We start from the raw sequence: 23593 nt of genomic DNA, 5'->3' as shown, positions 1-23593 counted from the left end.
AGGCCCGGAGATCCAGCCATGCGCCTTGCTTCCAACCGCCGCCAATGGCTGCTGTCGACCGCCGCCCTGGTCGGCGGGGCAGCGCTGGCGCAGGACGACCAGACCGGCGGCGATCCGCTGGGCTCGATGCAGTACCCCAGCCTGCGCGAGCAGACCATTGGCAAGGCCACGGCGACGTTCAGCGACGCGGTGATCGTCAAGGGGCCGGCCTTCGCCGACGACGCGATGAACGTGCCGCTGCTGGTGGACGCGCGGGCGCTGTCGGCGGTCGGTGGCGGGGTGGTGCGCATCAAGGTGTCGGTGGACCGCAACCCGGTGCGCCAGGTGCTGGACTTCGAACCCCTGCGCGCGCTGCCCATGCTGGCCTTCCGCATCCGCATGGAACAGGCCTCGCCGGTGCGCGCCTTTGTGCAGACGAAGGACGGCCAGTGGCACGTGGGCAGCACCTGGGTGCAGGCGGCGGGCGGCGGCTGCACGGTGCCCGGCATCACGCGCGCCGACGGCTCCTGGAGCAAGACGCTGGGCCAGGTGCAGGCGCGCTTCTTCAACAACGTGATTGAGGGCAGCCGCCGCCTGCGGCTGCGCGTGATGCACCCGATGGACACTGGTCTGGTGGCCGGCATCCCGGCCTTCTACATTGAGCAGATGGAGCTACAGGACGCGGGCGGACAACCCTGGTGGCGCATTGCGCTGCACGAACCGGTGTCCGAGAACCCGCTCATCACCTTCGAGCTGCCGCCACAGTCGCCGCCAGCCTTTCGTTTGCTCGGCCGCGACAACAACGGCAACCGCATCGACGCCGAGGTGAGGGCATGAGGCGTCTGTCCACCACGCTGATGGTGTTGTGTGCGGCTGCCGTCCAGGCTCAGACCGTACCGGTTCCGGCGTTCAGCTCAAAGCCCGATCTGGCGCGCGCGGACTACGACCTGAAGCCGCGCCAGATTGCCACGGGCACCTGGGTGATCGAAGGTGAGGTGGCCGACTTCTCGCGCGCCAACGGCTGCAACATCATCAACACCGCCTTCATCGACACCGGCGACGGTGTGGTGGTGATCAACACCGGGCCGTCGCGGTTGTACGGCGAGCAGCAGCGGCGCGCCATCGAACGACTGACCAAAGCGCCGGTGCGCAAGGTGCTGCAGCTCAACCTGCACCCCGACTACTTCTTCGGCCACCAAGCCTGGGCCGACCGGCCCACCGAGGCGCTGGCCGGCACCATTGCCGGCGCGCGCGCCGAGGGCGGCGCCTACGCCGACAACCTGTACCGGCTCTGTGGCGACTGGATGCGCGGCACCGAGTCCACGCCCTCGCGCGAGGCCATCGACCCCAAGAACCTGCCGCAGACACTGTCACTCGGAGCGCACAAGCTGGAGCTGATGCGCCTGCACGGCCACACCGCCGACGACCTGGTGGTGCTGGACACAACCACCGGTGTGCTCTTTGCGGGCGGCCTGGTGTTCACCGAGCGCGTGCTGACCACGCCGCACGCCGACTTCGCCGCGTGGCTGGCCAGCCTGGACACGCTGGAGCAACTGCTGGCCACTGGCAAGGCCAAAACCGTGGTGCCCAGCCACGGCCCGGTGCACGAGGGGCTGGCCGGCCTGCGCCAGACGCGCGACTGGCTGCAGTGGCTCACGAACCTGATGCAGACCTCCGCCGAGCGTGGCCTGGACCTGGGAGAGGTGCTGCGCACGCCGGTACCCGAGCGCTTCGCGAAATGGGCTGCGCAGCCTGCGGAACTGCAGCGCTCGCTGACCCAGTGGTACCCGCGCTACGAGCAGCGCGTGCTCGCTGCGCCGCAGCGGTGACACATTTTTGAACAGTGTCACAGAGGTGTCCCGGCCACTGTGGCGCGGTTGGCGCAGTTGATGCCTTCGAGGACCGCTCCCGGGGCCTCCAGCGCGCTCAAACGTCGGTGTAAACCCTAGGCCTTTCGGGGCCGGCCCGCTGGCACGGATGTTGCCCTTTGCTGTCTGTGATGTGTACGCCAGGCACCGGAGGGTCGGAGCCACGAGCGGTCCGGCGGCACCCACCACAGAAAAGCCATCAACCCTCGAACGAGCAGGAGACCCACAGTGAAACGCACCCTACTGAGCCTTTTGGTCATGGCCGCCACGGCCCACGTCAGCGCCCAGGGCGTGACCGACGCCATGATCGCCAACGACGCCGCGACGCCCGACAACGTTCTGAGCTGGGGCCTGGGCACGCAAGGCCAGCGCCACTCCACCCTGACGGGCATCAACGCCAAGAACATCAACAAGCTGGTCCCGGTGTGGTCCATGTCCTTCGGCGGCGAGAAGCAGCGCGGCCAGCAAAGCCAGCCGCTGGTCCACAACGGCAAGATGTTCGTGACCGCGTCCTACTCGCGCATCTACGCGGTGGACAGCAAGACCGGCAAGAAGCTCTGGAAGTACGAGCATCGCCTGCCCGAGGGCATCATGCCCTGCTGCGACGTGATCAACCGCGGCGCCGCCCTGTACGACAACCTGGTGATCTTCGGCACGCTGGACGCCCAGCTCGTGGCCCTGGACCAGGACACCGGCAAGGTGGTGTGGCGCGAGAAGATCGACGACTACTCTGCGGGCTACAGCTACACCGCTGCGCCCCTGATCGCCGAAGGCCTGCTGATGACCGGCGTGTCCGGCGGTGAGTTCGGTGTGGTCGGCCGCGTGGAAGCGCGCGACCCCAAGACCGGCAAGATGGTCTGGACGCGCCCGGTGGTCGAAGGCCACATGGGCTACAAGGACGGCAAGGAAAACGGCATCACCGGCACCACCAACGCCACCTGGCCCGGCGAGACCTGGAAGACTGGCGGCGCGGCCACCTGGCTGGGCGGTACCTACGACCCCAAGACCAAGCTGGCCTATTTCGGCACCGGCAACCCCGGCCCCTGGAACAGCCATGTGCGCAAGGGTGACAACCTGTACTCCGCGTCGACCGTTGCCATCGACGTGCAAAGCGGCCAGATCAAGTGGCACTACCAGTCCACGCCCAACGACGGCTGGGACTACGACGGCGTGAACGAGTTCGTGACCTTCGACATGGACGGCAAGCGCGTCGGTGCCAAGGCCGACCGCAACGGCTTTTTCTACGTGAACGACGCCGAAACCGGCAAGCTGCTCAACGCCTTCCCCTTCGTGAAGAAGGTGACCTGGGCCACCGGCATCGACCTCAAGACCGGCCGTCCGAACTACGACCCGGCCAACCGTCCTGGGGACCCGACGGCCGCCGGCGGCGACGGTGCCAAGGGCAAGTCGGTGTTCTCGGCCCCCGGCTTCCTGGGTGGCAAGAACCAGATGCCGATGGCCTACAGCCCCAAGACCGGTCTGTTCTACGTGCCCACCAACGAATGGGGCATGGAGATCTGGAACGAGCCCATCACCTACAAGAAGGGCGCGGCCTATCTGGGCGCCGGCTTCACCATCAAGCCGCTGTTCGACGACCACATCGGTTCGCTTCGCGCGATCGACCCCAAGACCGGCAAGGTGGCCTGGGAAGTCAAGAACGAGGCCCCTCTCTGGGGTGGCGTGCTGACCGCGGGTGACCTGGTGTTCTGGGGCACGCCCGAGGGCTACCTGAAGGCCGCCGACGCCAAGACCGGCAAGGTGGTGTGGCAGTTCCAGACCGGCTCCGGTGTGGTGGCGCCTCCCATCACCTGGACGCAGGATGGCGAGCAGTACATCTCGGTCGTGTCCGGCTGGGGTGGTGCGGTGCCACTGTGGGGTGGTGAAGTGGCCAAGAAGGTGAACTTCCTCGAACAGGGCGGCTCGGTCTGGACCTTCAAAGTCATGAAGTGACCCCCCTGCGCCGCTGACGCGGCTTCCCCCCTGGGAGGGGGGACCACATCAGAGGCCCGGCGGAGCCGGTTCCTCGGTGTGTGCTGGATGGGGCACTTCCTCCGATGATGTTCTGGAGGGGGCCCTGTCCATTTTTTCGTCTGTTGTTTCTACCGGTTTCTGATCATGCGCACTTTTCTTCTCCTCTCCAGTCTTGTTCTCTCCACCGGCGCTGCCCACGCGGTCGATGAAGCGGCCGCGATCGAGCTGGCCAAGAACAATGGCTGCCTGTCCTGCCACTCGGCCAAGGAAAAGATCGTCGGCCCCGCCTACAGCGATGTGGCCGACAAGTACAGGAACGACAAGGACGCCGTGGCCAACCTGGTCCAGGCAATCCAGTACGGCAGCAAGGGCAAGTGGGGCCGCATCCCCATGCCCGCGCACCCGAACATGAGCGCGGCCGACATCAAGACCCTCGCGCAATGGGTCATGACCGCCCAACACTGACCGCGCTGGTCGCGGCGGTGCTCAGCATGGGCGCCGCGGTGGCACAGCCAGTCCTGCCCGAGGGCGAGAGGTCCCTCGTGGCGGTCACGCGCGACGGGCAACGCACCCGCATCGGAGCCGTCACCTTCGGCCCCGCCAGCGGAGGTCGGTCGAGCTTCCAGGTGAAGATGGACCACGCGGTGATGCGCGACCACTTCCTGTCCATGCGCGAGTTCAAGTGCCTGCCGGCGGCGCAGGAAATCACCTGCTTCGTGCCCTATCCGTATCCGCACCCGGGCACCGTGAACGTCAGCGATTTCGGCTGGCTGGAACACAACCTGCTGTTCTTTTTCAAGCAGCCGGCCGACTTCGGCGCCAAGCTGTGGAACGGTGTCATCTTCAGGTTCGCACCGACGCCGGCGGGACTGGTGGGCACACCGCAGGCGGTGGACCTCAACCGCATCGGTGTACCGCCCGAAAAGTCCGACGTGCCGCCCTACGGCCGCTTTGACCGCGACGACTTCGCGCCCGGCGCGCGCTGGGTGCAGGAACTGCGGATCGAGTGAAGAGGGTGTGGGCGCGCGGCCCGCGCGCCCATCTCAATCCTTGTCGCAGTCCGATTTGCCCAGCGCGTCGCAGTCGTCGTCGCTCTCGTCCGAGTTGTCGTCGTCGTGGTCGTCCCCATCGTCATGGTCGTCGCCATCGTCGTCGTGGCAATCGGACTTGCCGGTGGCGGTGCAGTTGTCGTCGTTCGCATCGTCATCCGACTCATCGTCACCGTCTTCAGTCTTGACGCGGCTGGCCACCAGGACGCCGTTGGTCATGGTGCCGTAGACCTCGACGCGCATGCCCACGCTCAGCGTGCGCGGGGCGGCGCTGGCGTCCACGGGGATGCCGTCCACGCTGAAGCTGGAGGGGCTGGCGTAGGCCGTCACTCGACCTTCGAGCTCGTTCGGGTTGGCGTTGTCGTCGTCGTGGTCGTCGCTGTCATCGAGTTCGACCTTGCTCGCCTGCAGCGTGCCATTGACCATTTCGCCGTGGACCTCCACGCGGCTGCCGGTGGTCATGCCCTGGGGCGTGGCGCTGGAGCCACTCGCATCCACCGGAATGCCATCGACGCTGAAGCTCTGCGGGCTCTCGTAGCTGGTCACGGTGCCGGTGAGGGAGCGGCCGCTGGCGGTGGTGCTGCTGCTGTCTCCGCTGCCACCACCGCAGGCGGCCAGGCCTGCAACCAGCAGGGCGGTGATGATCAGCCGCCCTGCGGTCAAGGACAAGCGGGTGGGCGTGGTGGGGGTGTGCGTCATGGTGAAGGTTCCTCGGTGTTGTTGTGAATGACGGCCATGCAACGCACGCCAGCGGGGTGTGGCGCAGTCGCTCGCGTCGGCGCACAAGATCAGGGGCGAGCATTAAGACAGGCTGAAATGGCAAAGGGTTTTTCAAGGCTTACCTTTGGTTGCGCCGCATCCGGCCAGGGCGCTGGCCTGTAACAAACGGACACCCAGGGTGGTACCCCGGTGGGTAGCATTCGTGCTCCGTCAACCACACAGGACAACGACTATGAAGACACCCCACACCACCTCTCTGACCAGTGGCCTGCTGGCCGTCGCCGCGGTGGTCTGCATGGGCGCAGCCTCGGCCGCCGACGTGGTGGTGACCGTCGGGACCACCCCGACGCCGACACCCACCGCGCCGACCACCTCGCCCTCTGCCCGCCAGCAGGAACTCACCATGCAGCTGGCCAAGGCCGATCTCAGCAAGCAGGGCATCACCGAACCGACCACCGAACAACTGGCCCTGGCGGCCAGCAACGTGCAGGCGCTTCGCGACCAGGGCATGGGCTGGGGCGCCATTGCGAACAGCCTGGGCCTGCGCCTGGGGGCGGTGGTCAGTGCGGCCAACCGCGCCGATCAGGCCGAGAAAGAAGCTCTGCGCAAGACCAAGCCGCGCGACACGGTGAGCACCGATGCGCCCGAACAGGACCGCGTGGGCCTGGCCCTGGGACGTCCATCCGATGCGGGCAAGGGCCGCAGCGACGGCGCCGGCTCGTCGGGCAACGCGGGTGGCGGCAAGGGCGGTGGCAACGCCAGCGGCGGCGGTGATGGTGGCGGCGGCAAGGGCGCCGGCAACTCCGGCAATGCGGGCGGTGGCAAAGGTGGAAGCAACGCCGGTGGCAACCGTGGCGGCAACAGTGGCGGCAAGGGTGGTGGCAACGGCGGCGGAAACGGCGGGGGCAAGGGCGGCGGCAAGAACTGATCGCTGACGTGGGCCGGGTTGCTCAGCGCAGCTGCTCGGCCCGCAGCGTGCCGCCGGTCATGAAGCCCGCCGGCACTTGCTCTTCGCGTTCCAGCTTCACCAGCCCCTCGCCTTTGCAGTACCACTCGCGGCTGATCAGGGGCACGTCGGTGAAGCCGTTCACCGGGTCGGTGTAGAGATTCAACCGGGCCTGGCCCACCACGCGCAGGCAGGGTTGGTGCGCGCTGCCGTCGGCCAGCGTCACCATGTCGTCCACCGCCTCGATGCGCCAGGTCATCTGCACCTTGTGCGTGTACTTCAGGTCGCGCGGGTGTTCGTTCCTGCGTTGCAGGAGGTAGGGCACGGTGGCCGTGGTCCATTCGGTGCCGACCGCGTAGGGCGCCTTGAGCACCCACATGGGTTCGGCATCGGCCGTCGGTTCGCTGTCGATGTCGGTGCGGGTCGCGATGCGGCGCACGCCCTGGTCGTCGACCTTCAGGTAGTAGCTCACACCGGCCGAATGATGCCGCACCGCGACCGGTTGGTCCTGGAACACCACAGGCTCGTCCACGCGCATCACCCACTGTTCAGGATCGCGCGGCTCGTCCATCTGGTAGCTCACCGACATCGTCTGTTCGTCGCCCACGCGCAGCGGGAACCACTCGCTGCCCATGTCACGGCCGCTGCAGGCGGCCAGCAGCGCCAGCGGTGCGCAGAAAAGCAGGTGGCGGCTCATTTTTCGGGCAATTGGGCGCGGGGCAGGTCGCGCAGCTTGATCTCGACCTTGTCGTTGCCCGCCGGGCGCAGCCAGGGCAGGCTGCCGGTGCCGCGCTTCGGTTCGGTTTCGCCCAGCTGGGTGTTGCCGTCGCGCGCCTTCTTGATACCGTCGCCCAGGATGCGGTGCAGGTCCTTCTCGTAGGGCAGCTTGAACTGGCGGGGCATGGCCAGCGGCGCATCGTCCTTCATCGGATGCACCCAGAGAAAGATGGCGCCTTCGTGGCCACGGCCGGGGCTGGGCTCGTCAAACACCGCCGAGAGCAGCACGAACTGGCGCGGCAGCTCGTCCTCGGCCGGCCAGCCGGCCAGGCCGCGGAAGGTCTGGAACGAGAACACATAAAAACCGCTGACCAGCACGACCAGCGAGGCCTTCAGGCCCCAGTGCCAGCGTGTGCCCAGGCACAGGATCAGCAGCAGGAAGGCCAGCAGCGCGTAGGCGATGGACAGGAGCAGCAACTGTGAGGAGACGGCAGGGATCATGGTTCTTGTTGTGGTGGGGTTCAGAGCCCGGCGCGCTGCACGATGGTCTTGGGCGTTGTCGACAGGGCCAGCACCTGGCCCGCGTCGTCCAGCGTGAAGCGAACCAGTGTGCGTTCGTCGCCCTTGCGCGGGATCTGCTGGGTGCCGGTGTAGACGATTTCGGCCTGCGGATTGACCTTCACCACCGCCACCGTCACCTCCACCGGCTGCTGGTCGCCGCTGTCGTAGTAGTGGGCGTTGACCACGTACTCGCCCGGCACGATGCCGCGCAGGGTCACGATCTCCTGCCGTATGGCACTGGTGATGAGCTTGCCGTTGACCAGCACGCTGTTGTTCTTGGCGCCGCGGTCGTCGCGGTCCAGGTGCAGCATGCCGGCGTCGCGCTGGCGGAACCACAGCGTCTTGCCGCCGGGTTCGAGCACCCAGGTGTCCACGTCGTTGGGGTTGTTGTCGGGCCAGGAGACCGTGACCATGAACTCGGCCTTGGCCGGCACGTCGCCCGCCTTGCGGGCCTGCGGGTTGAAGGCCAGGATGGCGATGACAAAACAGAAGACGAACGCGATCAACATGTTGAACAACATGTCGTAGAACGGATCGGCCTCGGTGTCACGAATCGGCCGGCCGATCGCCATCGCGCAGTCCTCCGTTCGTGAGCGAGAGCGCCAGCGCGTCTGCCACCAGGGCGTCGGCAAAGCGGTCCAGCCGCATCAGCTGCAGGCCCAGCAGGATGTTGCCGGTCAGGCCTGTCACGGTGGTCAGCAGCGCGATGCCCAGGCCGCCCGTCAGGCTCTTGAGCAGCTGCGCGCTCTGGCTGGGGTCGAAGCTGTCCATCTGGCCCAGTTGCAGCGCGAGGATGGAAAAGCCGATCACCTTGCCCAGCAGGCCGAGCTTGAGCTGGATGCCGTTGAGCCACCAGGCCATCTCGTGCGGGCCGTGCGCGCGCTCGCCCAGCACCTGCAGCCAGGACGCCCGGTCGGCGCTGGGCCTTGCGGTGCCCTGCAGGAACTCACCGCTCCAGCCGTGCGGCTGTCCCGCGTCGAGCGCACTGCGCTGGCGGCCCAGGTCCCAGGCGCGGCGCCCGGCCCAGAGCGAACAGCCGATGAACAACACCACGATCACCAGCGTCAGGTGCGTCGGGTCGGCCTCGACCAGCCGGTGCCAGGCACCCGCGCGCCAGAGCAGCCAGGCCGCGAACACCAGCAGACCCATGTAGGCCAGCCAGAGCAGGAACAGGCCCTGGTCCGCGCGCTCGATGTTCAGTGTGGGCCGGCCGGCGCCGGGCATGCGCCGCACCAGCAGCGCGCCGAACATGCGGTGGGTGGAGGTGTTCATGGGTTCACGGCGCACGGCCGCCCGAAGCCGTGAACGCGCCCCCTTGGGGGGCAGCGACCGCCGCAGGCGCGGAGCGTGGGGGCTCGTGCAATGCCTTCGACTCGGCGTCGCTGCGGAACACGATGGGGATGTTGCGGTGCTTCGGTGCGTCGCGCACCACCGCCACCACCTTCTGATGGTGGGCCGACTTGCTGCACACCGGGTCGGTCTCGGCCGGGTCGCCGGTGAGCAGGAAGGCCTGGCAGCGGCAGCCGCCGAAGTCCTTGTGGCGCTCGTCGCAGCTGCGGCAGGTAGGCTTCATCCAGGCGTCGCCGCGGTAGGTGTTGAAGGCGTTGCTGCGCTGCCAGATGTCGGCGATGGACACGTCCTTGACGTTGGGCAGCGCCAGGCCAGGCAGGTCGCGCGCGTTGTGGCAGGGCATGGCCAGGCCGTCGGGCGCGATGGACAGGAACACTGCACCCCAGCCGTTCATGCAGGCCTTGGGGCGTTCCTCGAAGTAGTCGGGCACCACGAAGAGCACGCGGGTCTTGTGGCCATCGGTCTTCGCGTCCTGCTCGGCGCGGAAGGCGTTGACCTCGGCTTCGGCGACCTTCAGTTCCTCGGCCGTGGGCATGAGGTGGTCGCGGTTGATCCAGGCCCAGCCGTAGTACTGGGTGTTGGCCAGTTCCAGGTACTCGGCCTCCAGCGCCACGGCCATGTCAATGATCTTGCGCACGTGCGGCAGGTTGTGCCGGTGCAGCACGCAGTTCATGACCATCGGCCAGTCGTGCGCCTTGATGAGCTTGGCCACGCGCTGCTTGAGGTCGAAGGTCTTGGTGTGGCTGAGGAAGTCGTTCAGCTCCTTGGTGGAGTCCTGGAACGACAGCTGCACATGGTCCAGGCCGGCGTCCTTGAGCTTCTGCGCGCGGGCCGGGGTGAGGCCCACGCCCGAGGTGATGAGGTTGGTGTAGTAGCCCAGGCGGTGCGCCTCCTGCACCAGTTCTTCGAGGTCGTCGCGCAGCAGCGGCTCGCCGCCGGAGAAACCCAGCTGCGCCGCGCCGAGCTTGCGCGCCTGCGTCATCACGTCCACCCACTGCGCCGTGGTCAGCTCGTCGGTGACTTTGGCGTGCTGCGTCGGGTTGTAGCAAAAGACGCAGTGCAGCGGGCACTGGTAGGTCAGCTCCGCCAGCAGCCACAGCGGCGGGCCGGCGGGGATGGGCGCAGCGCTCAGAAGATCAGTCGATCCAGCCACGGCGTTGGCCCTCTTCGAGCAGGTTGCGGACTTCAGGGCCGATGCCCTGCGCGTTGAACGCGGCTTCCAGCTCAGTGACGATGGCATCGACCGAGCGCTCGCCATCGCAGCGCCTGAGGATCTCGGCGGCGCTCGGGTTGAGCTGCACCATGCCTTCCGGGTACAGCAGCACCCAGCGCGACTGCGCCTCTTCGTACTGCAGCCGGAAACGGCGCGAGAGCTTCGGGCGGGTGGGCAGGGCGGTGTTCACTGGCAGGCCTTTTCAATGGCGTCGAGCATCGTCCACAGAATGTCCAGCTTGAACTGCAGGATGTCCAGCGCGTGGTGCTGCTGCTCGCGCGTCTGGAAATGGGCGAGGGTGACGCGCAGGCCGTGTTCCACGTCGCGGCTGGCCAGCGGAATGCGGCTGCGGAAGTAGGCGAGGCCGTTGGATTCGATCCAGGGGTAGTGCGTGGGCCAGGTGGCCAGGCGGTCCTTGTGGATCTGCGGCGCGAACATCTCGGTGAGCGAGGAACACACCGCTTCCTGCCAGGGCGCGGTGGCGGCGAAGTGCACATAGGCGTCGCAGGCGAAACGCACCGCGGGCACCACGTGCTGCAGCGACCACAGTTCTTCGCGCGAAATGCCCACGGCCTCGCCCAGCCTTGTCCATGCCTCGATGCCCCCTGCCGCAGAGCCCTGGTGGTCGCCATGGCCGTCGTGGTCGAGGATGCGCTCGACCCACAGGCGCCGGTGTTCGCGGTCGGGCATGTTGGCCAGGATGGCGGCGTCCTTGCGCGGGATGCAGATCTGGTAGTAGAAGCGGTTGGCCACCCAGCAACGGATCTCGTCGGGCGTGCAGCCGCCCGAGTTCATGCGCACGTTGAAAGGGTGGTGGATGTGGTAGCTGCGGCCCTTGTCGCGCAGCTGGGCCTCGAACTCCTGCGCGCTCCAGGCGGGCAGGCCTTCGTGGGGGCGGTGGTGGCGGGCGATCTCCATGGCGTGCTCAGAAAGAAATGTCCATGCCGTCGTGGGCGACCTCGATGCCGTGGGCCGTGAGTTCGGCGCGCTCGGGCGAGTCTTCCACCAGCATGGGGTTGGTGTTGTTGATGTGGATGAGCACCTTGCGCACGCCGGCGGGCAGGCGGTCCAGATGTTCGACCATGCCGCCCGGGCCGCTTTGCGGCAGATGGCCCATGTCGAGTGCGGCCTTGGCCGAGAGGCCCAGGCGCTGCATCTCGTCGTGGGTCCAGAAGGTGCCGTCGACCAGCACCACGGCGCAGCTGCTCATGAGCTCGATCAGATCGTCGGTGACCTCGGCCAGGCCGGGCGCGTAGAACGCCTTGGCGCCTGTGGCCGGGTTGGTGATCAGCAGGCCGATGTTGTCGCCCGGCCGCGGGTTGCCGCGGAAGGGCGAGTACGGCGGCGGCTTGGACGACAGCGAGACGGTGTGCAGCTGCAGGCCGGGCAGGGCGGTGATGTGCACCGCGCGGCCGTCGATGGGCAGCTCCTGCCGCTCGGTGCCACAGTAGTGCGAGAGGATGCCGGTGATCGGGAAGCCGCTGCCGATGTCGGAGAAGACCTCGGGCGTGGCCAGCAGCGGCAGCGGCGTCTTGCGCTCGCGCAGCATCAGCAGGCCGGTGACGTGGTCGATCTGCGCGTCCATCAGCAGCACGGCGGCGATACCGCTGTCGCGGATGGCGCGGGCGGGCTGCAGCTCGGGGTTGTCGCGGATCTGGGTGAGGATGTCGGGCGAGGCGTTGACCAGCAGCCAGTCCTGGCCGTTGTCACTCACCGCAATCGACGACTGGGTGCGGGTGCGCGCTTTCAGCGTGCCGCGGCGCAGGCCGCTGCAGTTGGGGCAGTTGCAGTTCCACTGCGGGAAACCGCCGCCGGCGGAGGAACCAAGAACGCGGATGCGCATAGACTGGATTGGGAAGAAAAAAGGCGCACGTGTGGGAACACCCGTGCGCCTGAGGTCGCTCGTCGCCGGTGGTCAGCGGTTGGCGATGTACATCGTGATTTCAAAACCGAAACGCAGGTCGGTGAAGGCGGGGGTGGTCCACTGCATGTCTTGTCTCCAGTTGGGGTTGGCATGAATCGTGACTGCTGACCTGCCTGCACTGTTGCAGTTCAAGCCGCACCCGATGATCAGCAAAAACGATGCCACCGGACAAGGCCCCTGGCGCCGCCAGCGCGACTTCGATCTCGGGGCGCCGCACCGCATGGCCTGGCACCTCGGGGGAAACCCTGGGGGCGAGCCCTGGCTGCTGCTGCACGGCGGTCCGGGCAGCGGTGCGAACCCGGGCCTGCTGGCGCCGCTGGATCTGCGCCGGCAGTGCGCGATCGCGCCCGACCAGCGCGGCAGCGGCGGCAGCCGCCCACGCGGCAGCACGCTGCGCAACCACACGGCGGCGCTGGTGTCCGACCTCGAAACCCTGCGGCAGCACCTGGGGCTGGAGCGCTGGTCGCTGCTGGCCGGTTCGTGGGGCACGGTGCTCGCGCTGGCCTATGCACAGGCCCATCCGCAGCGGGTGCAGCGGCTGGTGCTGCGCGGGGCCTTTGCGCTGTCGCGGCGCGAGATCGGCGGCCTGCTGCAGGGCGCGGCATCAGGGAAGACCCTGAGTGTGCCTGCGGCCGTCTGGCCAGCCTCGCGCAGCGTGTCACTGCCCGCGCTGCTGGCCCGTCTGCGCCAGTTGCTCCAATCCGGTACACCCGCTGTTGCAGGTCTGCGCGCGGCGCGGCGCTGGGCCCTGCTCGAATCGCGCGCAGCGGCCCGGGGCATGTGGCGCGCGCTGCTCGGTGCAGGCCCCGTTGTGGCTGGAGCCCGACCGGTCTGGGCTGCTCAGCGGCGGCGCGAGCGGCGTCTGGCGGCCGGGTTCCAGCGCCGTGGCGACCGCTCCGACCGCACGGACCGGGCGCTGCGGCGCAAGTTCCGCATCCAGTCCCACTACCTGTTGCGGCGCGGCTTTGTGCGCCCCGGCTGCCTGGACAGGGCGGTGCGCGCGGTCGCGCTCGCGGGTGTGCCGGTGGACTGGGTGCACGGCGCGTTCGACGCGGTGTGCCCGCCGCAGAACAGTCGGCGCTGGCAGGCGCTGATGGAGCGCCTGTCGCCCGGTCTGTCGTCGCTCACGTTCACCCGCGCCGGCCATCTGGGGCATGAGCCGGACACGCTGGCGGCGCTGCGCGAGAAGGTGAGGCGGTCATGAACGTCGGCGTGAACGCGTGGTGTCGCCGGGCGCTGGCCGCACTGCTGCTCGTGCAGGCGGTGTCTGTGCTGGCGGCCACGGATTGCAGCAGCCCGGAACCCGTGCCCTGGCGCGCCGTGGCGCCGGGCGCCTGGGTCTGGCTGCCGCCGGACGGAGGCGATGTGTCGCCCGCCAACGCCGGCCATGTGCTGCCCATCAGCGTGCTGGTGTCGGGGCGCCAGGCGCTGGTGATCGACCCCGGGCCCAGCCACCGAGACGGCGAGCGGGTGCGGCGTTCGCTGGCCTGCCGCTTTGGCGCGCAGGTGCGCTGGATCGTCAACACCCACGCGCATTCCGAGAACGTGCTGGCCAACTCGGCGTTCGCCGCCGACGTGGCGGCGGGGCGTACGCAGATCCTCGCAACCGCCCCGACCCGCGAGGGCATGGCGTTGCGCTGCCCGGACTGTCTGGCGAGCCTGACCCAGCGCGTGGGCGACGACGCGATGGCCGGCACGCGCATCGTGCTGCCCACGCGCACGCTGTCCGAAGGCGAGGTGCTGCGCCTGGGCCGCTGGCGGCTGCGCGTGATGCGGGTGGAGCATGCGCACACCGAGGGCGACCTGGTGCTGTGGGATGCGCGGCAGCGTGTGCTGTGGGCCGGCGGGCTGGTGTACCAGGGCCGTGTGCCGGAACTGGCACAAGGTCATCTGGACGGCTGGATCGCGGCGCTGGACCGCCTGCAGGCGCTGGCGCCACAGCAGGTGATCGCCACCACATGGTCGGTTGCTCCAGCGTCCGGCTTCCCGCCCGCGCTGCAGGACACTCGCGCCTACCTCGCCGCGCTGCGCGAGAAAACCCTGCAGGCCATGGACGCCGGCGCCCAGCCGCAGGAGATCGACCGCGTCGCCTTGCCCGCCTTCCGCACCTGGGCGGGCTACGAGGCGCGGCACGGCTTCAACGTGCTGCGCGCCTGGCGCGAACTGGAGCCGGTGTGGATGGACCAGGCGAAACCCGCCAGATGATCCAGCAGCGCAGGGGAGTCAACCCAACAGATCCGGCGGTAGCAGGTGCTTCTTGCGGTAGATCGTGTTGCGCGAGACGCCCAGCGCCTTGGCCGCGGCCGACACATTGCCGCCGTGCAGGCGCAGCATCTGCGCCATCGCACTGATCGCCACGTCCTGCAGCTTCTGGCCGTCCACCGCCGGTTCGGGCATGGGCGGCGCGCTTGGCAGCTCGGGCAGCGAGGCGTCGACGGTCGGCACCGGCGTGCTCATGCGCTGCGCCACCGGGTGTGGCAGGCCGTGTTCCAGCTCTTCGAGGAAGTCGTCCGGCAGGTGCTCCATGTCGATCATGCCGGCGCAGCCGACCATGACCACCGCCGTGCGCAGCAGGTTGTGCAGCTGGCGGAAGTTGCCCGGCCAGTGGTAGCGCTTGAAGATGTCCATCACCCGCGGTGCGATGCCGATGTTCTGCCCGTTCTCGCACAGTGACTTCACGATCTTCTGCACCACCAGGTCGAAGTCGGTGCGCTCGCGCAGCGCCGGCAGCCGCACCACCAGGCCGTTGAGGCGGTAATAGAGGTCTTCGCGGAAGTCGCCGCGCGCGATCATGTCCTTGAGGTTCTTGTGGGTGGCGCTGACGACCGCCACGTCCACGTCGACCTCCTTGCCCGCACCCAGCGGGCTCACGCGCCGCTCCTGCAGCACGCGCAGCAGCCGCGCCTGCAGGTGTTTGGGCATGTCGCCGATCTCGTCGAGGAACAGGGTGCCGCCGTTGGCCTGCAGGATCTTGCCGATCGAGCCCTTCTTGCGCGCACCGGTGAAGGCACCTTCCTCGTAGCCGAACAGCTCCGACTCGATCAGCGTGTCCGGGATCGAGGCGCAGTTGACCGAGACGAAGGGCTGGCCCGAGCGGTTGGAGTCGCCGTGGATGGCCTGCGCCAGCAGGTCCTTGCCGGTGCCGGTTTCACCCAGGATCATCACCGGGATGTCCTTGCCCGAGACCATGCGCAGCTTGTGGATCACGGCCGAGACCTGCGGGTCCCCGGTGTCCAGGTACTGCAGCGTGGACAGATGCGGTTTGCGCGGCACCACCTTGGCCACTGCGGGCGACGGTGTGGCGGCGGCCTGTTCCTCGGCCTGCTGCGGCGTGACCGGCATGGGCCGGCCGGCGTTCCAGGGATTGGCCGCCTTGATCTTGACGCGGCACCACACGGCCACGCCGTTGTGCAGCACCAGCTGCTTGGGCGTGGGCAGGGTGCCGCTGAACAGGTCGACCAGCGAGGAGATCGGGATGCCGAACAGCGAAGAGAAGGTGTGGGCCTTGAGCGCGGCAAACGGCAGGCCGATCTGGAACTGCGCGCTGCGGTTGGCCGAGATGAAGCGGCCTTCGGGCGAGAACACCGCGATTCCTTCGACCAGGGTCCCGAGAAACTCCGAGCGGGTGTGGAAGTGCACCCGGATCGCCTTCGGGAAGATGTCGGCGAACATGTGGTTCTCGATCATCTGCGCCGACATGCGCACCAGGGCGAGGGTGTGCTGGTGGAAGCTGCGCTGGTCGCCGGTCACGTCCAGCGCGCCGATGACCTGGCCGTAGGGGTCGAAGATCGGCGAGCACGAGCAGGTCAGGAACTTGTTGGCATTCAGGAAATGCTGGTTGCCATGGACGGTGAGCGCTTCCTCTTCGGTCAGCGCGGTGCCGATGGCGTTGGTGCCCTTGGTCTGCTCGGACCAGTCCATGCCCGGCATCAGGGCCACGCGCGAGGCCTTCTCCAGAAAGTCGTTGTCGCCCAGCGAGTGCAGCACCATGCCCTTGGCCGAGGTCAGCAGCACCATGCTGTGGGTGTTGGCGATCTGGTCGTAGAGCGTTTCCATGACCGGTGCCGCGTGCTGGAACAGGAAGCGGTTTTCGTCCAGGGCGCTGGTCAGGTCGCCGCGCAGCGGGCTGGAAAAGTCGGGTTCGCTCTGTTCGGTGATGCCAAATGCACGCGAGCGCTGGTGCGACTGGCCGATCGGATCGTGACCGGCCTCGTGGGGGGCGGAAGGCATGTTGACACGCTCTCGGCCGGGTGGCGTGTACATGGCGGCATTCATGTTGTCTCCAGGGTCCGGGGGAAGGCCTCCCCAGTAATCCATCGACCAGTTCGGCTCAATGGGGCCGAACTGAAGGGGGTCGTGGTCGTTGCTGTCCTGACTCATGTGATTTTCTTCATATCTGTGCCACGAATCAACAGTGGGAAATCCCTGAATGAAACAAGCTGTGGCAGGTGCCTCCTTCCGGTACAAAGCAAATCCCCGGCCAGCCCGAAGCAGCCTGTTGTGCCCGTTCGGAATGGGACAGTGGTTGGGGCGTGGAACAACAGGGTGGTTCAATTTGGAACACATGGTCGTTGCAATCGGGCCGGGATGTGGGTGGTACAGGGGCGGTTCTTTTTGTGGCCCGCTTATTGCTGACCGGGTGTCAGAAGCCTCTTTTTTCTGAACCTGGAGACAAGCCCATGAACGTCCGTTTTTCCCTCGCATCCCGACGCGCCGTCGCCCTGCTGGTGGCCGGCCTGACCGCCACTGCGGTGTACGCCCACGGGGACGTGGTCCCGCAGGCCGTGGACACCAGCACCCTGCCGCAGCTGGGCGCCAAGTGGCTCGATGCCAACCCCTACAACGAGCAGAGCCCGGCCCGTAAGGAAGCGCTGCGCATCGGCACCTCGGCCTACAACCAGAACTGCGCCCGCTGCCATGGCCTGGAAGCCATCTCCGGCGGCATCTCGCCCGACCTGCGCAAGATGGACAGCGACTGCTCCGGCCTGGCCGACGCGGCCAAGAAGGCCTCCTGCATGAAGGAGATGGACGACTACTTCATCTCCACCGTGCGCCGCGGCCGCGTGCGCGACGGGCGCGTCTACATGCCGCCGTTCGAAGGCACGCTCACGCAGGAAGCGATCTGGACCATCCGCACCTACATCGAGACCCGCCGCGAACCCTGAGCCCGCGCCACCGGACGGGCCGTCAGCTACAACATCACAGAGAGACAAGACCCATGACCGACTCCACCCTGAAGACTTCCAGAGGCCTGCGCCGCCGCGAAGCCCTGGCGCTGCTGCCGGCCGCGCTGGCCATGCCCTGGCCGGTGCTGGCGCAGACCGACCTGAGCGACCTCGCGCGCATCCGTGCGAACGGGGCGCTCAAGGTCGCGGTGTACAAGGACAACGCGCCGTTCTCCAGCGGCCCGGCCACGGACATGACGGGCCTGGACGTGTCGCTGGCCGAGGCGCTGGCCCGGCAGATGAACCTCAAGCTCTCGCTGCTGCCGTTCGACGCGGGCGAGAACATGAACGACGACCTGCGCAACATGGTCTGGCGCGGCCACTACCTGGGCTACGGCCCGGCCGACGTGATGCTGCAGGTGCCGGCCGACCGCTTCCTGGCCAACGGCAACCCGCAGGTCACGATCATGGCGCCCTACATGCGCCAGTCCAATGTGCTGCTGCACGACAGCCGGCGCCTGGCCTCGGCCGCTTCCCCCGAAGACCTCAAGGGCCTGCCGCTGGCGGCCGAACGCGGCGCGGGCGCGGCCAGCGTGCTCATGGGCTACGGCGGTGGGCTGTTGCGCAACCAGGTCTCGATCTACCCCTCGGGTGTCGAGGCCGCGCAGGCGGTGATCGACGGCAAGGCTGCAGGCGCGTTCGTGCTGCGGGCGCAGGCCGAAGCCGCGCTGTTCCAGCGCAAAGCCTCGGTGGACCAGTTCCCGCTGTCCAAGCTCAACCTCAACAACGGCATCGCCGACACCGGCTGGCCGGTGGGCATGGCGATCAAGGCCGCCCACAAGGACCTGGCGGCCGCACTGGACACAGCGATGAAATCGCTGCGCGAGAGCGGTGAGCTGCTGGCCATGTTCAAGCAGCACGGCTTGACCCTCACAGCCCCCTGAAGCCGCGCAGCGGCGCAGGGGGGTTACTTCTTTTTCGTGAGTTTTCGGTAGACGGTCGCGCGGCTGATGCCCAGCGCGCGGGCCGCTTCCATCACGTTGCCGCGTGCGTCTTCCACCGCGCGGCGGATCAGGGCAGCCTCCACGTCTTTGAGCGGCACGCTGTGGCTGGCCGGGCGCGGTGAACCGGAGACGCGGCCCGGCCCCTGGGCCAGCAGCTGCAGCCGCAGGCCGGACCACAGCGGCACCTCGAAGGCGGGGCGCTGCGCGCGGGCGGCGTCGAACAGGCCATCGGTGGGCACCGCGAAGACTTCGCTGCAGTGCATCGCGCCCTGCTGCGGCATGAGGCCCAGCATGTCGGAGGCCGCGCGGTTGGCTCCGATGATGCGGCCGTCGTCGTCCACACACACCAGGCCGTCGTTGTCGTCGCCCAGCACGCGGCCCGGCCAGTTCAGGCGCAGCAGCATGCGGTGCGGGCGTGAGGTGGTCAGCGCGTTCTCGATGCTGCGCGCCGACTGCGTCACCAGGTGCTTGAGGGCGGGTTGTTCCGCCACGTCGACGCCAGTGAGATCCAGCATGCCGACGCAGTGGCCGTCCGGCCCCCAGATCGGCGCACCGGCGCAGCTGAAGGCGCCGTTGTCGTGGAAGAAGTGTTCGCCGCGGTGCAGCCAGACCGGCTCATGGTCGGTCAGCGTGGTGCCGATGGCGGTGGTGCCGACGGCCCGCTCGGAGAGGTCGACCCCCACGCGCGCGATGGCCGCGGCCCGCGGGTTGTTGCGGTCGACCGGGCCGTCCACGTCGATCACCGTGCCGCGCGCGTCGGTCAGGATGGCGAAGTAGCGGGTGTGCACCATCGCCCGCGAGAGCGAGCGGATCACCGGCGCGGCGGCCTGGATCAGGGGCTGGCTGACCTCCAGCACATGCCGCATGGCGCTGGCCGACACCGGCTCGAAGGCCACGCGCTGGTGCGGGTCCTGCCCCATGGCCAGACAGCGCCGCCAGGAGCGCTCGATGGGCGCGGCCAGCCAGGGCGAGGGGGCGCTGTCGCGCGCCTCCAGCACAGACAGGCGCGCACGTTCGATCAGGGCCAGACGCTGGTCAGGGAGCAGGGGGGATTGGACGGTGGTGGTCACATCGGCCTCGGCGTTCGTGGGCGGAACAACAGTGTTGCAGATTGAGACAGTGCCCGGGCAGGCCCCCGGACAATGCACCTCTTTTGCAGTCAACCGCAAGTCACATGCCACGCCGCGGCCGGGGCCGCGGCGCTCAGGCCACGCGGGACGCGCTGAAGCAGACGGCGCCGCCTTCGTCCGCGCTGCGGGGCTGGAGCTGGTCCTTGGCCGGGCCGACCTGGGCGTCGCGCGGCAGCGCCACGCCGTTCTTCACCGCCAGCACCTCGGCCATGATGCTGACCGCGATTTCCGAGGGCATCTTGCTGCCGATGTAGATGCCGATGGGGCCGCGCATGGCGGCCAGGCTCTCTTCGGTCTGGTCGAAGTGTTCGATCATGCGCGCGCGCCGGGCCTCGTTGTTGCGGCGCGAGCCGATGGCGCCGACGTAGAAGGCCTCGGTGCCCAGGGCTTCGAGCAGGGCCAGGTCGTCCAGCTTGGGGTCGTGCGTGAGCGCGATGACGCAGGTGCGGCGGTCGACACCGAAGGCCTGCACCACGTCGTCGGGCATGCCGGTGAGCAGCTTGGCGCCGGGCACGTTCCAGCTGCCGCGGTATTCCTCGCGCGGGTCGCAGACCGAGACCGAGAAGCCGCAGAAGATCGCCATGGTCGAGAGGTACTCGGCCAGCTGGCCGGCGCCGATCAGCAGCATGCGGTACTCGGGCCCGAAGGTGTTGCGCAGCACCTGGCCGTCGTCGCTGAGCGCCTCGGGCCGTTCGCAGGGCGCGACCGTGACCCGGCCGGTGGCCAGGTCGGTGCTGCGCTGCATCAGCCGCCCCTCGCCTAGCGCCGTCACCAGCGTGGCCAGCGCGTCGGCGTCGGGGTTGAACTCCAGCATCAGCTCCAGCGTGCCGCCGCAGGGCAGGCCGAAGCGGTGTGCCTCGTTGGCGCTCACACCGTACTTCACCCGCTCGGGCGGGCCGTCGGGGATGTCGTGGGTGCCCGCACCCGCAGCGCCGTCCGCACGGCGGTAGCGGTAGATCAGGTCGTCCTCGATGCAGCCGCCCGAGACCGAACCGATCACGGCGCCGGTCTCGCACAGCGCCATGATCGAGCCGACCGGGCGGGGCGAAGACCCCCAGGTGCGGATCACCGTGGCCAGCAGCGCACGCTGCCCTTGCTGGCGCCATTGCAGCAGATGGCGCAGCACCGTGATGTCGAGGTTTTCCATGGTGTCTCCAGTCCTGGCAGGTATTGTGCGCGGCGAAGCCTTCAGCGGCTGAGCCACCACAGGGCCAGCAGCACCACACCGCCCGCGATCCAGACCCAGGCGGGAATGCCGCCGCTTGCCGCGGGGGCCTCGGCCACCGGTGCCTCGCCCGCCGCAGCGGCCTTCGCCGCCGCGTCGCGCGCGGCGTAGGCCTCGGGGTGGGCCTGCTGCATGGCCTCGTCGAAGCGCTTGAAGAAGTCCTCGGCCATCGACTTGGCGGTGCCGTCGATCAGGCGCTGGCCCAGCTGCGCCACCTTGCCGCCGACGGTGGCGTGCACGGTGTAGTCCAGCGTGCAGCCGCTGCCGTCGGGCGTGAGCTTGACCGCCGCGGTGCCTTTGCCGAAGCCGGCCACGCCGCCCTGGCCTTCGAAGTTGATCTTGTAGGACTCGGGCGCCACGATGTCCGAGAGCAGGATCTTGCCGGCGAACTTGGCCGCCACCGGCCCGATCTTGAGCGCCATGCCCACCGCGTACTGGTTCTCGCCCGTGGCCTCGACCTTGTCGCAGCCCGGGATGCAGGCCTTGAGCACGGCGGGGTCGTTGAGCGCGTCCCAGGCCTGCTGCTGGGTGATGGCCAGTGAGCGGTTGCCTTGCATGTCCATGGTGGTGTGTCCTCTTTCTTGTGGGGTCTGAACGAAGGGCTCAGCGCCGCAGCACCGCCGCGATGCTGGCGGCCAGGTCTTCGAGCTTGCTGAGGTTGTGCACGGCCAGCATGCCGTGCGCGTGGGTGTGCAGTGCGGCTGCGCCGCGGGCCAGCGGGGCATAGCCCTCGAAGCGCAGCAGCGGGTTGAGCCAGAGCAGGCGGCCGCAGCGCCGGCGCAGCCAGGCCAGCGATTCGGACAGCGCCGTGGGCTCGCCGGTGTCCAGGCCGTCGCTGACGATCAGCACCAGCGTGCGGCGGCCGACCAGGCGGCGCGCGTGGTCCTGCTGGAGCGCCTGCAGCGAGGCGCCGAGCTGGGTGCCGCCGGCGAAGTCGGCGATCAGTTCGTTGGCGGCGACCAGCATGTCGTCGGTGTCGGCGAGCCGGAACGCCGGCGTGAGGTCGGTCAGCCAGGTGCCGAAAGCGAACACGTCGCGGCGCCGGTGGTGGCGCGTGGCCGCGTGCAGGAAGGCCAGCAGGAGCCGGGTGTAGCGCTCCATCGAGCCCGACACGTCCACCAGCACCATCAGGGGTAGCGGCTGCTCGCGGCGTGAGAGCTGCGGCAGCTCCATCAGCTCGCCGCCGTGGCGCACCGCGCGGCGCATGGCGCGCTGCCAGTGGGGGCGTGTGCCGCCGGGACCGGGCCGGGTGCGGCGCGAATCGTAGGTCGGCAGCGGCAGGCGGATGTCGCGCGCCAGCCGCTCCACCATCCGGTACTCGGTGCCCGAGAGCGTGTTGAAGTCGGCGTGGTGCAGGCGCCGGATGTCGCTGGCCGTCATGGCGGCGTCGAACTCGACCTTCTGGTCTTCCTGTTTCGGCTTGGCCTGGTGCCCGTAGCTTTTCTGGGGCGACAGCGCTTCGCGCACGCGCGGCCGGCGCTTGCTCGGCTCGGCCTTGCCCTCGGCGCTGGGCAGCAACTGCGACAGCAGCTTCTGCGCGATCTCGGGGTTGCGGAAGTAGGTGTCGAACAGCTCGCGGAACACCAGGCGGTCCTGCTCGCGGGCCACGAACACCGCCTCCATCGCCGCGCTCACGTCCTCCTTGCGCTCCAGCCCGACCGCCATGGCGGCGCGCGTGGCCAGCGCGATGCGCGAGCTGTCCACGCGCACGCCGGCACGGCGCAGCGCGCGGCCGAAGCCGGCGATGTTGTCGGCCAGTTTGCCGGTGCGGGAATCTCCGAGCTGCATGAGCGGCGGACTCAGGCGGGCGTGTCGGCCGGCTTGAGCAATTCGGCGGCCATGTCGCGCGTGAGTGCGGCCACGTCCTCGCGCTGCTTGAACAGGATGCCGGCGGTGTCGCTCAGCACCTCGGGGTCGACCGCCAGCGTGTCCAGCGCCACCAGCGCTTTGGCCCACTCGACGCTCTCAGCGATGCCGGGCGAGCGCTGGAAGGCGTTGGCGAAGGGCTGGCTGCGCAGGCGCTGCACCACGTCGGCCACCTGGGTCGCCAGCGCGGCCGAGGCCTGCGGCACCTGGGCGCGCACGATGTCCAGCTCGCGTTCGCGCTCGGGGTAGTCGAGCCAGTGGTAGAGGCAGCGGCGCTTGACCGCGTCGTTGAGCTCGCGCGTGCGGTTGCTGGTGAGGATGGTGACCGGCGGGCAGGCCGCGCGCACCGTGCCGAACTCGGGGATGCTGACCTGGTACTCGCCCAGGTACTCCAGCAGAAAGGCCTCGAAGGGCTCGTCGGCGCGGTCGACCTCGTCGATCAGCAGCAGCGCGCCGGGCTCGGGGGCCTGCAGCGCCGCCAGCAGCGGCCGTTTGATCAGGTAGCGCTCCTGGTAGACCTCGCGCTCGATGCGCGCCACCTCGTCGGCGCCGCCGTCCGTGTGCGCGACCTCCAGCCGGGTCTGGGCGGCGCGCATGTGCAGCAGCTGTGCGGCGTAGTTCCACTCGTAGAGAGCCTCGCGCTGCTCCAGTCCGTCGTAGCACTGCAGGCGCAGCAGGGCGCGGCCCAGTGCCACCGACAGCGCCTTGGCCAGCTCGGTCTTGCCGACGCCCGGTTCGCCTTCGAGCAGCAGCGGGCGCTGCAGCTTCAGGGCCAGGAACACGGCGGTGGCCAGGCGGCGGTCGGCGTAGTAGCCGGCCGACTGCAGGGCTTGCATCAGGGCATCGATCGAGGCGAAGGCGCTCATGGGGATGTTCTGTGAAGGAAAAAGGGCCCCGGGTCGGTG

Annotated in this window: 26 protein-coding genes; 10 read left to right on the top strand and 16 right to left on the bottom strand. The window is 68.6% G+C overall.

Annotation, left to right across the window (positions count from 1 at the left end; all coding sequences use genetic code 11):
- The first annotated feature begins 18 nt into the window (after nt 1-18).
- The 5 genes from BC358_RS07230 to BC358_RS07210 all read left to right on the top strand — a co-directional run bounded on the left by BC358_RS07230 (nt 19) and on the right by BC358_RS07210 (nt 4828).
- A complete protein-coding gene (locus BC358_RS07230) occupies nt 19-816 on the top strand; it encodes a quinoprotein dehydrogenase-associated SoxYZ-like carrier (protein WP_079365285.1) in 798 nt (265 codons plus the stop codon).
- The gene (locus tag BC358_RS07225; protein WP_079365284.1) at nt 813-1808 is read left to right on the top strand and encodes a quinoprotein relay system zinc metallohydrolase 1; all 996 of its coding nucleotides are present in this window, start codon (nt 813-815) and stop codon (nt 1806-1808) included. Before BC358_RS07230 ends, BC358_RS07225 begins: the two co-directional genes overlap by 4 nt.
- Before the next feature lie 297 nt (nt 1809-2105).
- On the top strand, nt 2106-3797 hold the full coding sequence (locus BC358_RS07220) for a PQQ-dependent methanol/ethanol family dehydrogenase (protein ID WP_066156046.1): 1692 nt from the start codon (nt 2106-2108) through the stop codon (nt 3795-3797).
- Nucleotides 3798-3962: 165 nt separating this feature from the next.
- On the top strand, nt 3963-4283 hold the full coding sequence (locus BC358_RS07215; protein ID WP_243721611.1) for a c-type cytochrome: 321 nt from the start codon (nt 3963-3965) through the stop codon (nt 4281-4283).
- Nucleotides 4259-4828: a hypothetical protein gene (locus BC358_RS07210; RefSeq protein WP_079365282.1), complete on the top strand. Its 570-nt coding sequence runs from the start codon at nt 4259-4261 to the stop codon at nt 4826-4828. Before BC358_RS07215 ends, BC358_RS07210 begins: the two co-directional genes overlap by 25 nt.
- Nucleotides 4829-4861: 33 nt before the next feature.
- Here BC358_RS07210 and BC358_RS07205 read toward each other — a convergent pair whose 3' ends face one another.
- Nucleotides 4862-5566, bottom strand: a complete 705-nt coding sequence (locus BC358_RS07205) for a DUF5666 domain-containing protein (protein WP_079365281.1) — start codon at nt 5564-5566, stop codon at nt 4862-4864.
- A gap of 253 nt (nt 5567-5819) precedes the next feature.
- On the opposite strand from BC358_RS07205, the gene BC358_RS22080 reads away from it, so the two are divergent.
- A complete protein-coding gene (locus BC358_RS22080) occupies nt 5820-6515 on the top strand; it encodes a hypothetical protein (RefSeq protein ID WP_066155644.1) in 696 nt (231 codons plus the stop codon).
- Between the two features lie 22 nt (nt 6516-6537).
- Here the strand turns inward: BC358_RS22080 and BC358_RS07195 are convergent, their stop codons facing one another.
- The 9 genes from BC358_RS07195 to pqqA form a co-directional block, all read right to left on the bottom strand.
- The gene (locus tag BC358_RS07195) at nt 6538-7230 is read right to left on the bottom strand and encodes a hypothetical protein (protein ID WP_079365280.1); all 693 of its coding nucleotides are present in this window, start codon (nt 7228-7230) and stop codon (nt 6538-6540) included.
- On the bottom strand, nt 7227-7751 hold the full coding sequence (locus BC358_RS07190) for a hypothetical protein (RefSeq protein WP_066155650.1): 525 nt from the start codon (nt 7749-7751) through the stop codon (nt 7227-7229). Before BC358_RS07190 ends, BC358_RS07195 begins: the two co-directional genes overlap by 4 nt.
- Before the next feature lie 20 nt (nt 7752-7771).
- Nucleotides 7772-8383: a hypothetical protein gene (locus tag BC358_RS07185; protein ID WP_079365279.1), complete on the bottom strand. Its 612-nt coding sequence runs from the start codon at nt 8381-8383 to the stop codon at nt 7772-7774.
- Nucleotides 8358-9083: a MotA/TolQ/ExbB proton channel family protein gene (locus BC358_RS07180; protein WP_256861442.1), complete on the bottom strand. Its 726-nt coding sequence runs from the start codon at nt 9081-9083 to the stop codon at nt 8358-8360. Before BC358_RS07180 ends, BC358_RS07185 begins: the two co-directional genes overlap by 26 nt.
- A gap of 4 nt (nt 9084-9087) precedes the next feature.
- Nucleotides 9088-10314 carry a pyrroloquinoline quinone biosynthesis protein PqqE gene (gene pqqE / locus BC358_RS07175; RefSeq protein ID WP_256861441.1) on the bottom strand — a complete coding sequence of 409 codons (1227 nt, stop codon included), beginning with the start codon at nt 10312-10314 and terminating at the stop codon, nt 9088-9090.
- On the bottom strand, nt 10298-10564 hold the full coding sequence (gene pqqD, locus BC358_RS07170) for a pyrroloquinoline quinone biosynthesis peptide chaperone PqqD (RefSeq protein ID WP_066155654.1): 267 nt from the start codon (nt 10562-10564) through the stop codon (nt 10298-10300). The genes pqqE and pqqD overlap by 17 nt, the downstream gene beginning before the upstream one ends.
- A complete protein-coding gene (gene pqqC / locus BC358_RS07165) occupies nt 10561-11292 on the bottom strand; it encodes a pyrroloquinoline-quinone synthase PqqC (protein ID WP_066155657.1) in 732 nt (243 codons plus the stop codon). The genes pqqD and pqqC overlap by 4 nt, the downstream gene beginning before the upstream one ends.
- A 7-nt stretch (nt 11293-11299) precedes the next feature.
- Nucleotides 11300-12217, bottom strand: coding sequence for a pyrroloquinoline quinone biosynthesis protein PqqB (pqqB, locus tag BC358_RS07160; RefSeq protein ID WP_079365277.1), 918 nt, complete (start codon nt 12215-12217; stop codon nt 11300-11302).
- 72 nt (nt 12218-12289) lie between these two features.
- Nucleotides 12290-12364, bottom strand: coding sequence for a pyrroloquinoline quinone precursor peptide PqqA (pqqA, locus tag BC358_RS07155; protein WP_068167214.1), 75 nt, complete (start codon nt 12362-12364; stop codon nt 12290-12292).
- 31 nt (nt 12365-12395) lie between these two features.
- On the opposite strand from pqqA, the gene BC358_RS07150 reads away from it, so the two are divergent.
- Nucleotides 12396-13502 carry an alpha/beta fold hydrolase gene (locus BC358_RS07150; RefSeq protein ID WP_256861440.1) on the top strand — a complete coding sequence of 369 codons (1107 nt, stop codon included), beginning with the start codon at nt 12396-12398 and terminating at the stop codon, nt 13500-13502.
- Entirely contained in the window at nt 13499-14503 is a 1005-nt protein-coding gene (locus BC358_RS07145) for an MBL fold metallo-hydrolase (RefSeq protein WP_079365275.1), read from the top strand. Before BC358_RS07150 ends, BC358_RS07145 begins: the two co-directional genes overlap by 4 nt.
- An 18-nt stretch (nt 14504-14521) precedes the next feature.
- Here the strand turns inward: BC358_RS07145 and BC358_RS07140 are convergent, their stop codons facing one another.
- Nucleotides 14522-16573: a sigma-54-dependent Fis family transcriptional regulator gene (locus BC358_RS07140; protein WP_079365274.1), complete on the bottom strand. Its 2052-nt coding sequence runs from the start codon at nt 16571-16573 to the stop codon at nt 14522-14524.
- A 404-nt stretch (nt 16574-16977) separates the two neighbouring features.
- On the opposite strand from BC358_RS07140, the gene pedF reads away from it, so the two are divergent.
- Nucleotides 16978-17463, top strand: coding sequence for a cytochrome c-550 PedF (gene pedF / locus BC358_RS07135; RefSeq protein ID WP_066155669.1), 486 nt, complete (start codon nt 16978-16980; stop codon nt 17461-17463).
- A gap of 53 nt (nt 17464-17516) precedes the next feature.
- The gene (locus BC358_RS07130; protein WP_079365273.1) at nt 17517-18407 is read left to right on the top strand and encodes an ABC transporter substrate-binding protein; all 891 of its coding nucleotides are present in this window, start codon (nt 17517-17519) and stop codon (nt 18405-18407) included.
- Nucleotides 18408-18430: 23 nt separating this feature from the next.
- On the opposite strand, the gene BC358_RS07125 is transcribed toward BC358_RS07130, so the two are convergent.
- The 5 genes from BC358_RS07125 to BC358_RS07105 all read right to left on the bottom strand — a co-directional run bounded on the left by BC358_RS07125 (nt 18431) and on the right by BC358_RS07105 (nt 23554).
- A complete protein-coding gene (locus BC358_RS07125) occupies nt 18431-19537 on the bottom strand; it encodes a helix-turn-helix domain-containing protein (RefSeq protein ID WP_079365272.1) in 1107 nt (368 codons plus the stop codon).
- 133 nt (nt 19538-19670) lie between these two features.
- On the bottom strand, nt 19671-20744 hold the full coding sequence (locus tag BC358_RS07120) for an XdhC family protein (protein WP_079365271.1): 1074 nt from the start codon (nt 20742-20744) through the stop codon (nt 19671-19673).
- Nucleotides 20745-20785: 41 nt separating this feature from the next.
- Entirely contained in the window at nt 20786-21385 is a 600-nt protein-coding gene (locus BC358_RS07115; RefSeq protein WP_079365270.1) for a CoxG family protein, read from the bottom strand.
- Nucleotides 21386-21425: 40 nt separating this feature from the next.
- Nucleotides 21426-22610, bottom strand: a complete 1185-nt coding sequence (locus BC358_RS07110) for a VWA domain-containing protein (protein WP_079365269.1) — start codon at nt 22608-22610, stop codon at nt 21426-21428.
- A gap of 11 nt (nt 22611-22621) precedes the next feature.
- On the bottom strand, nt 22622-23554 hold the full coding sequence (locus BC358_RS07105; RefSeq protein WP_066155685.1) for a MoxR family ATPase: 933 nt from the start codon (nt 23552-23554) through the stop codon (nt 22622-22624).
- Between the last annotated feature and the right edge of the window lie 39 nt (nt 23555-23593).

This window comes from Hydrogenophaga sp. H7, assembly GCF_002025745.1.
Taxonomy (GTDB): Bacteria; Pseudomonadota; Gammaproteobacteria; order Burkholderiales; family Burkholderiaceae_C; genus Hydrogenophaga; species Hydrogenophaga pseudoflava.
The sequence above is the reverse complement of the archived record's forward strand: the minus strand, read 5'-3'. Positions and strand labels throughout refer to the sequence as shown.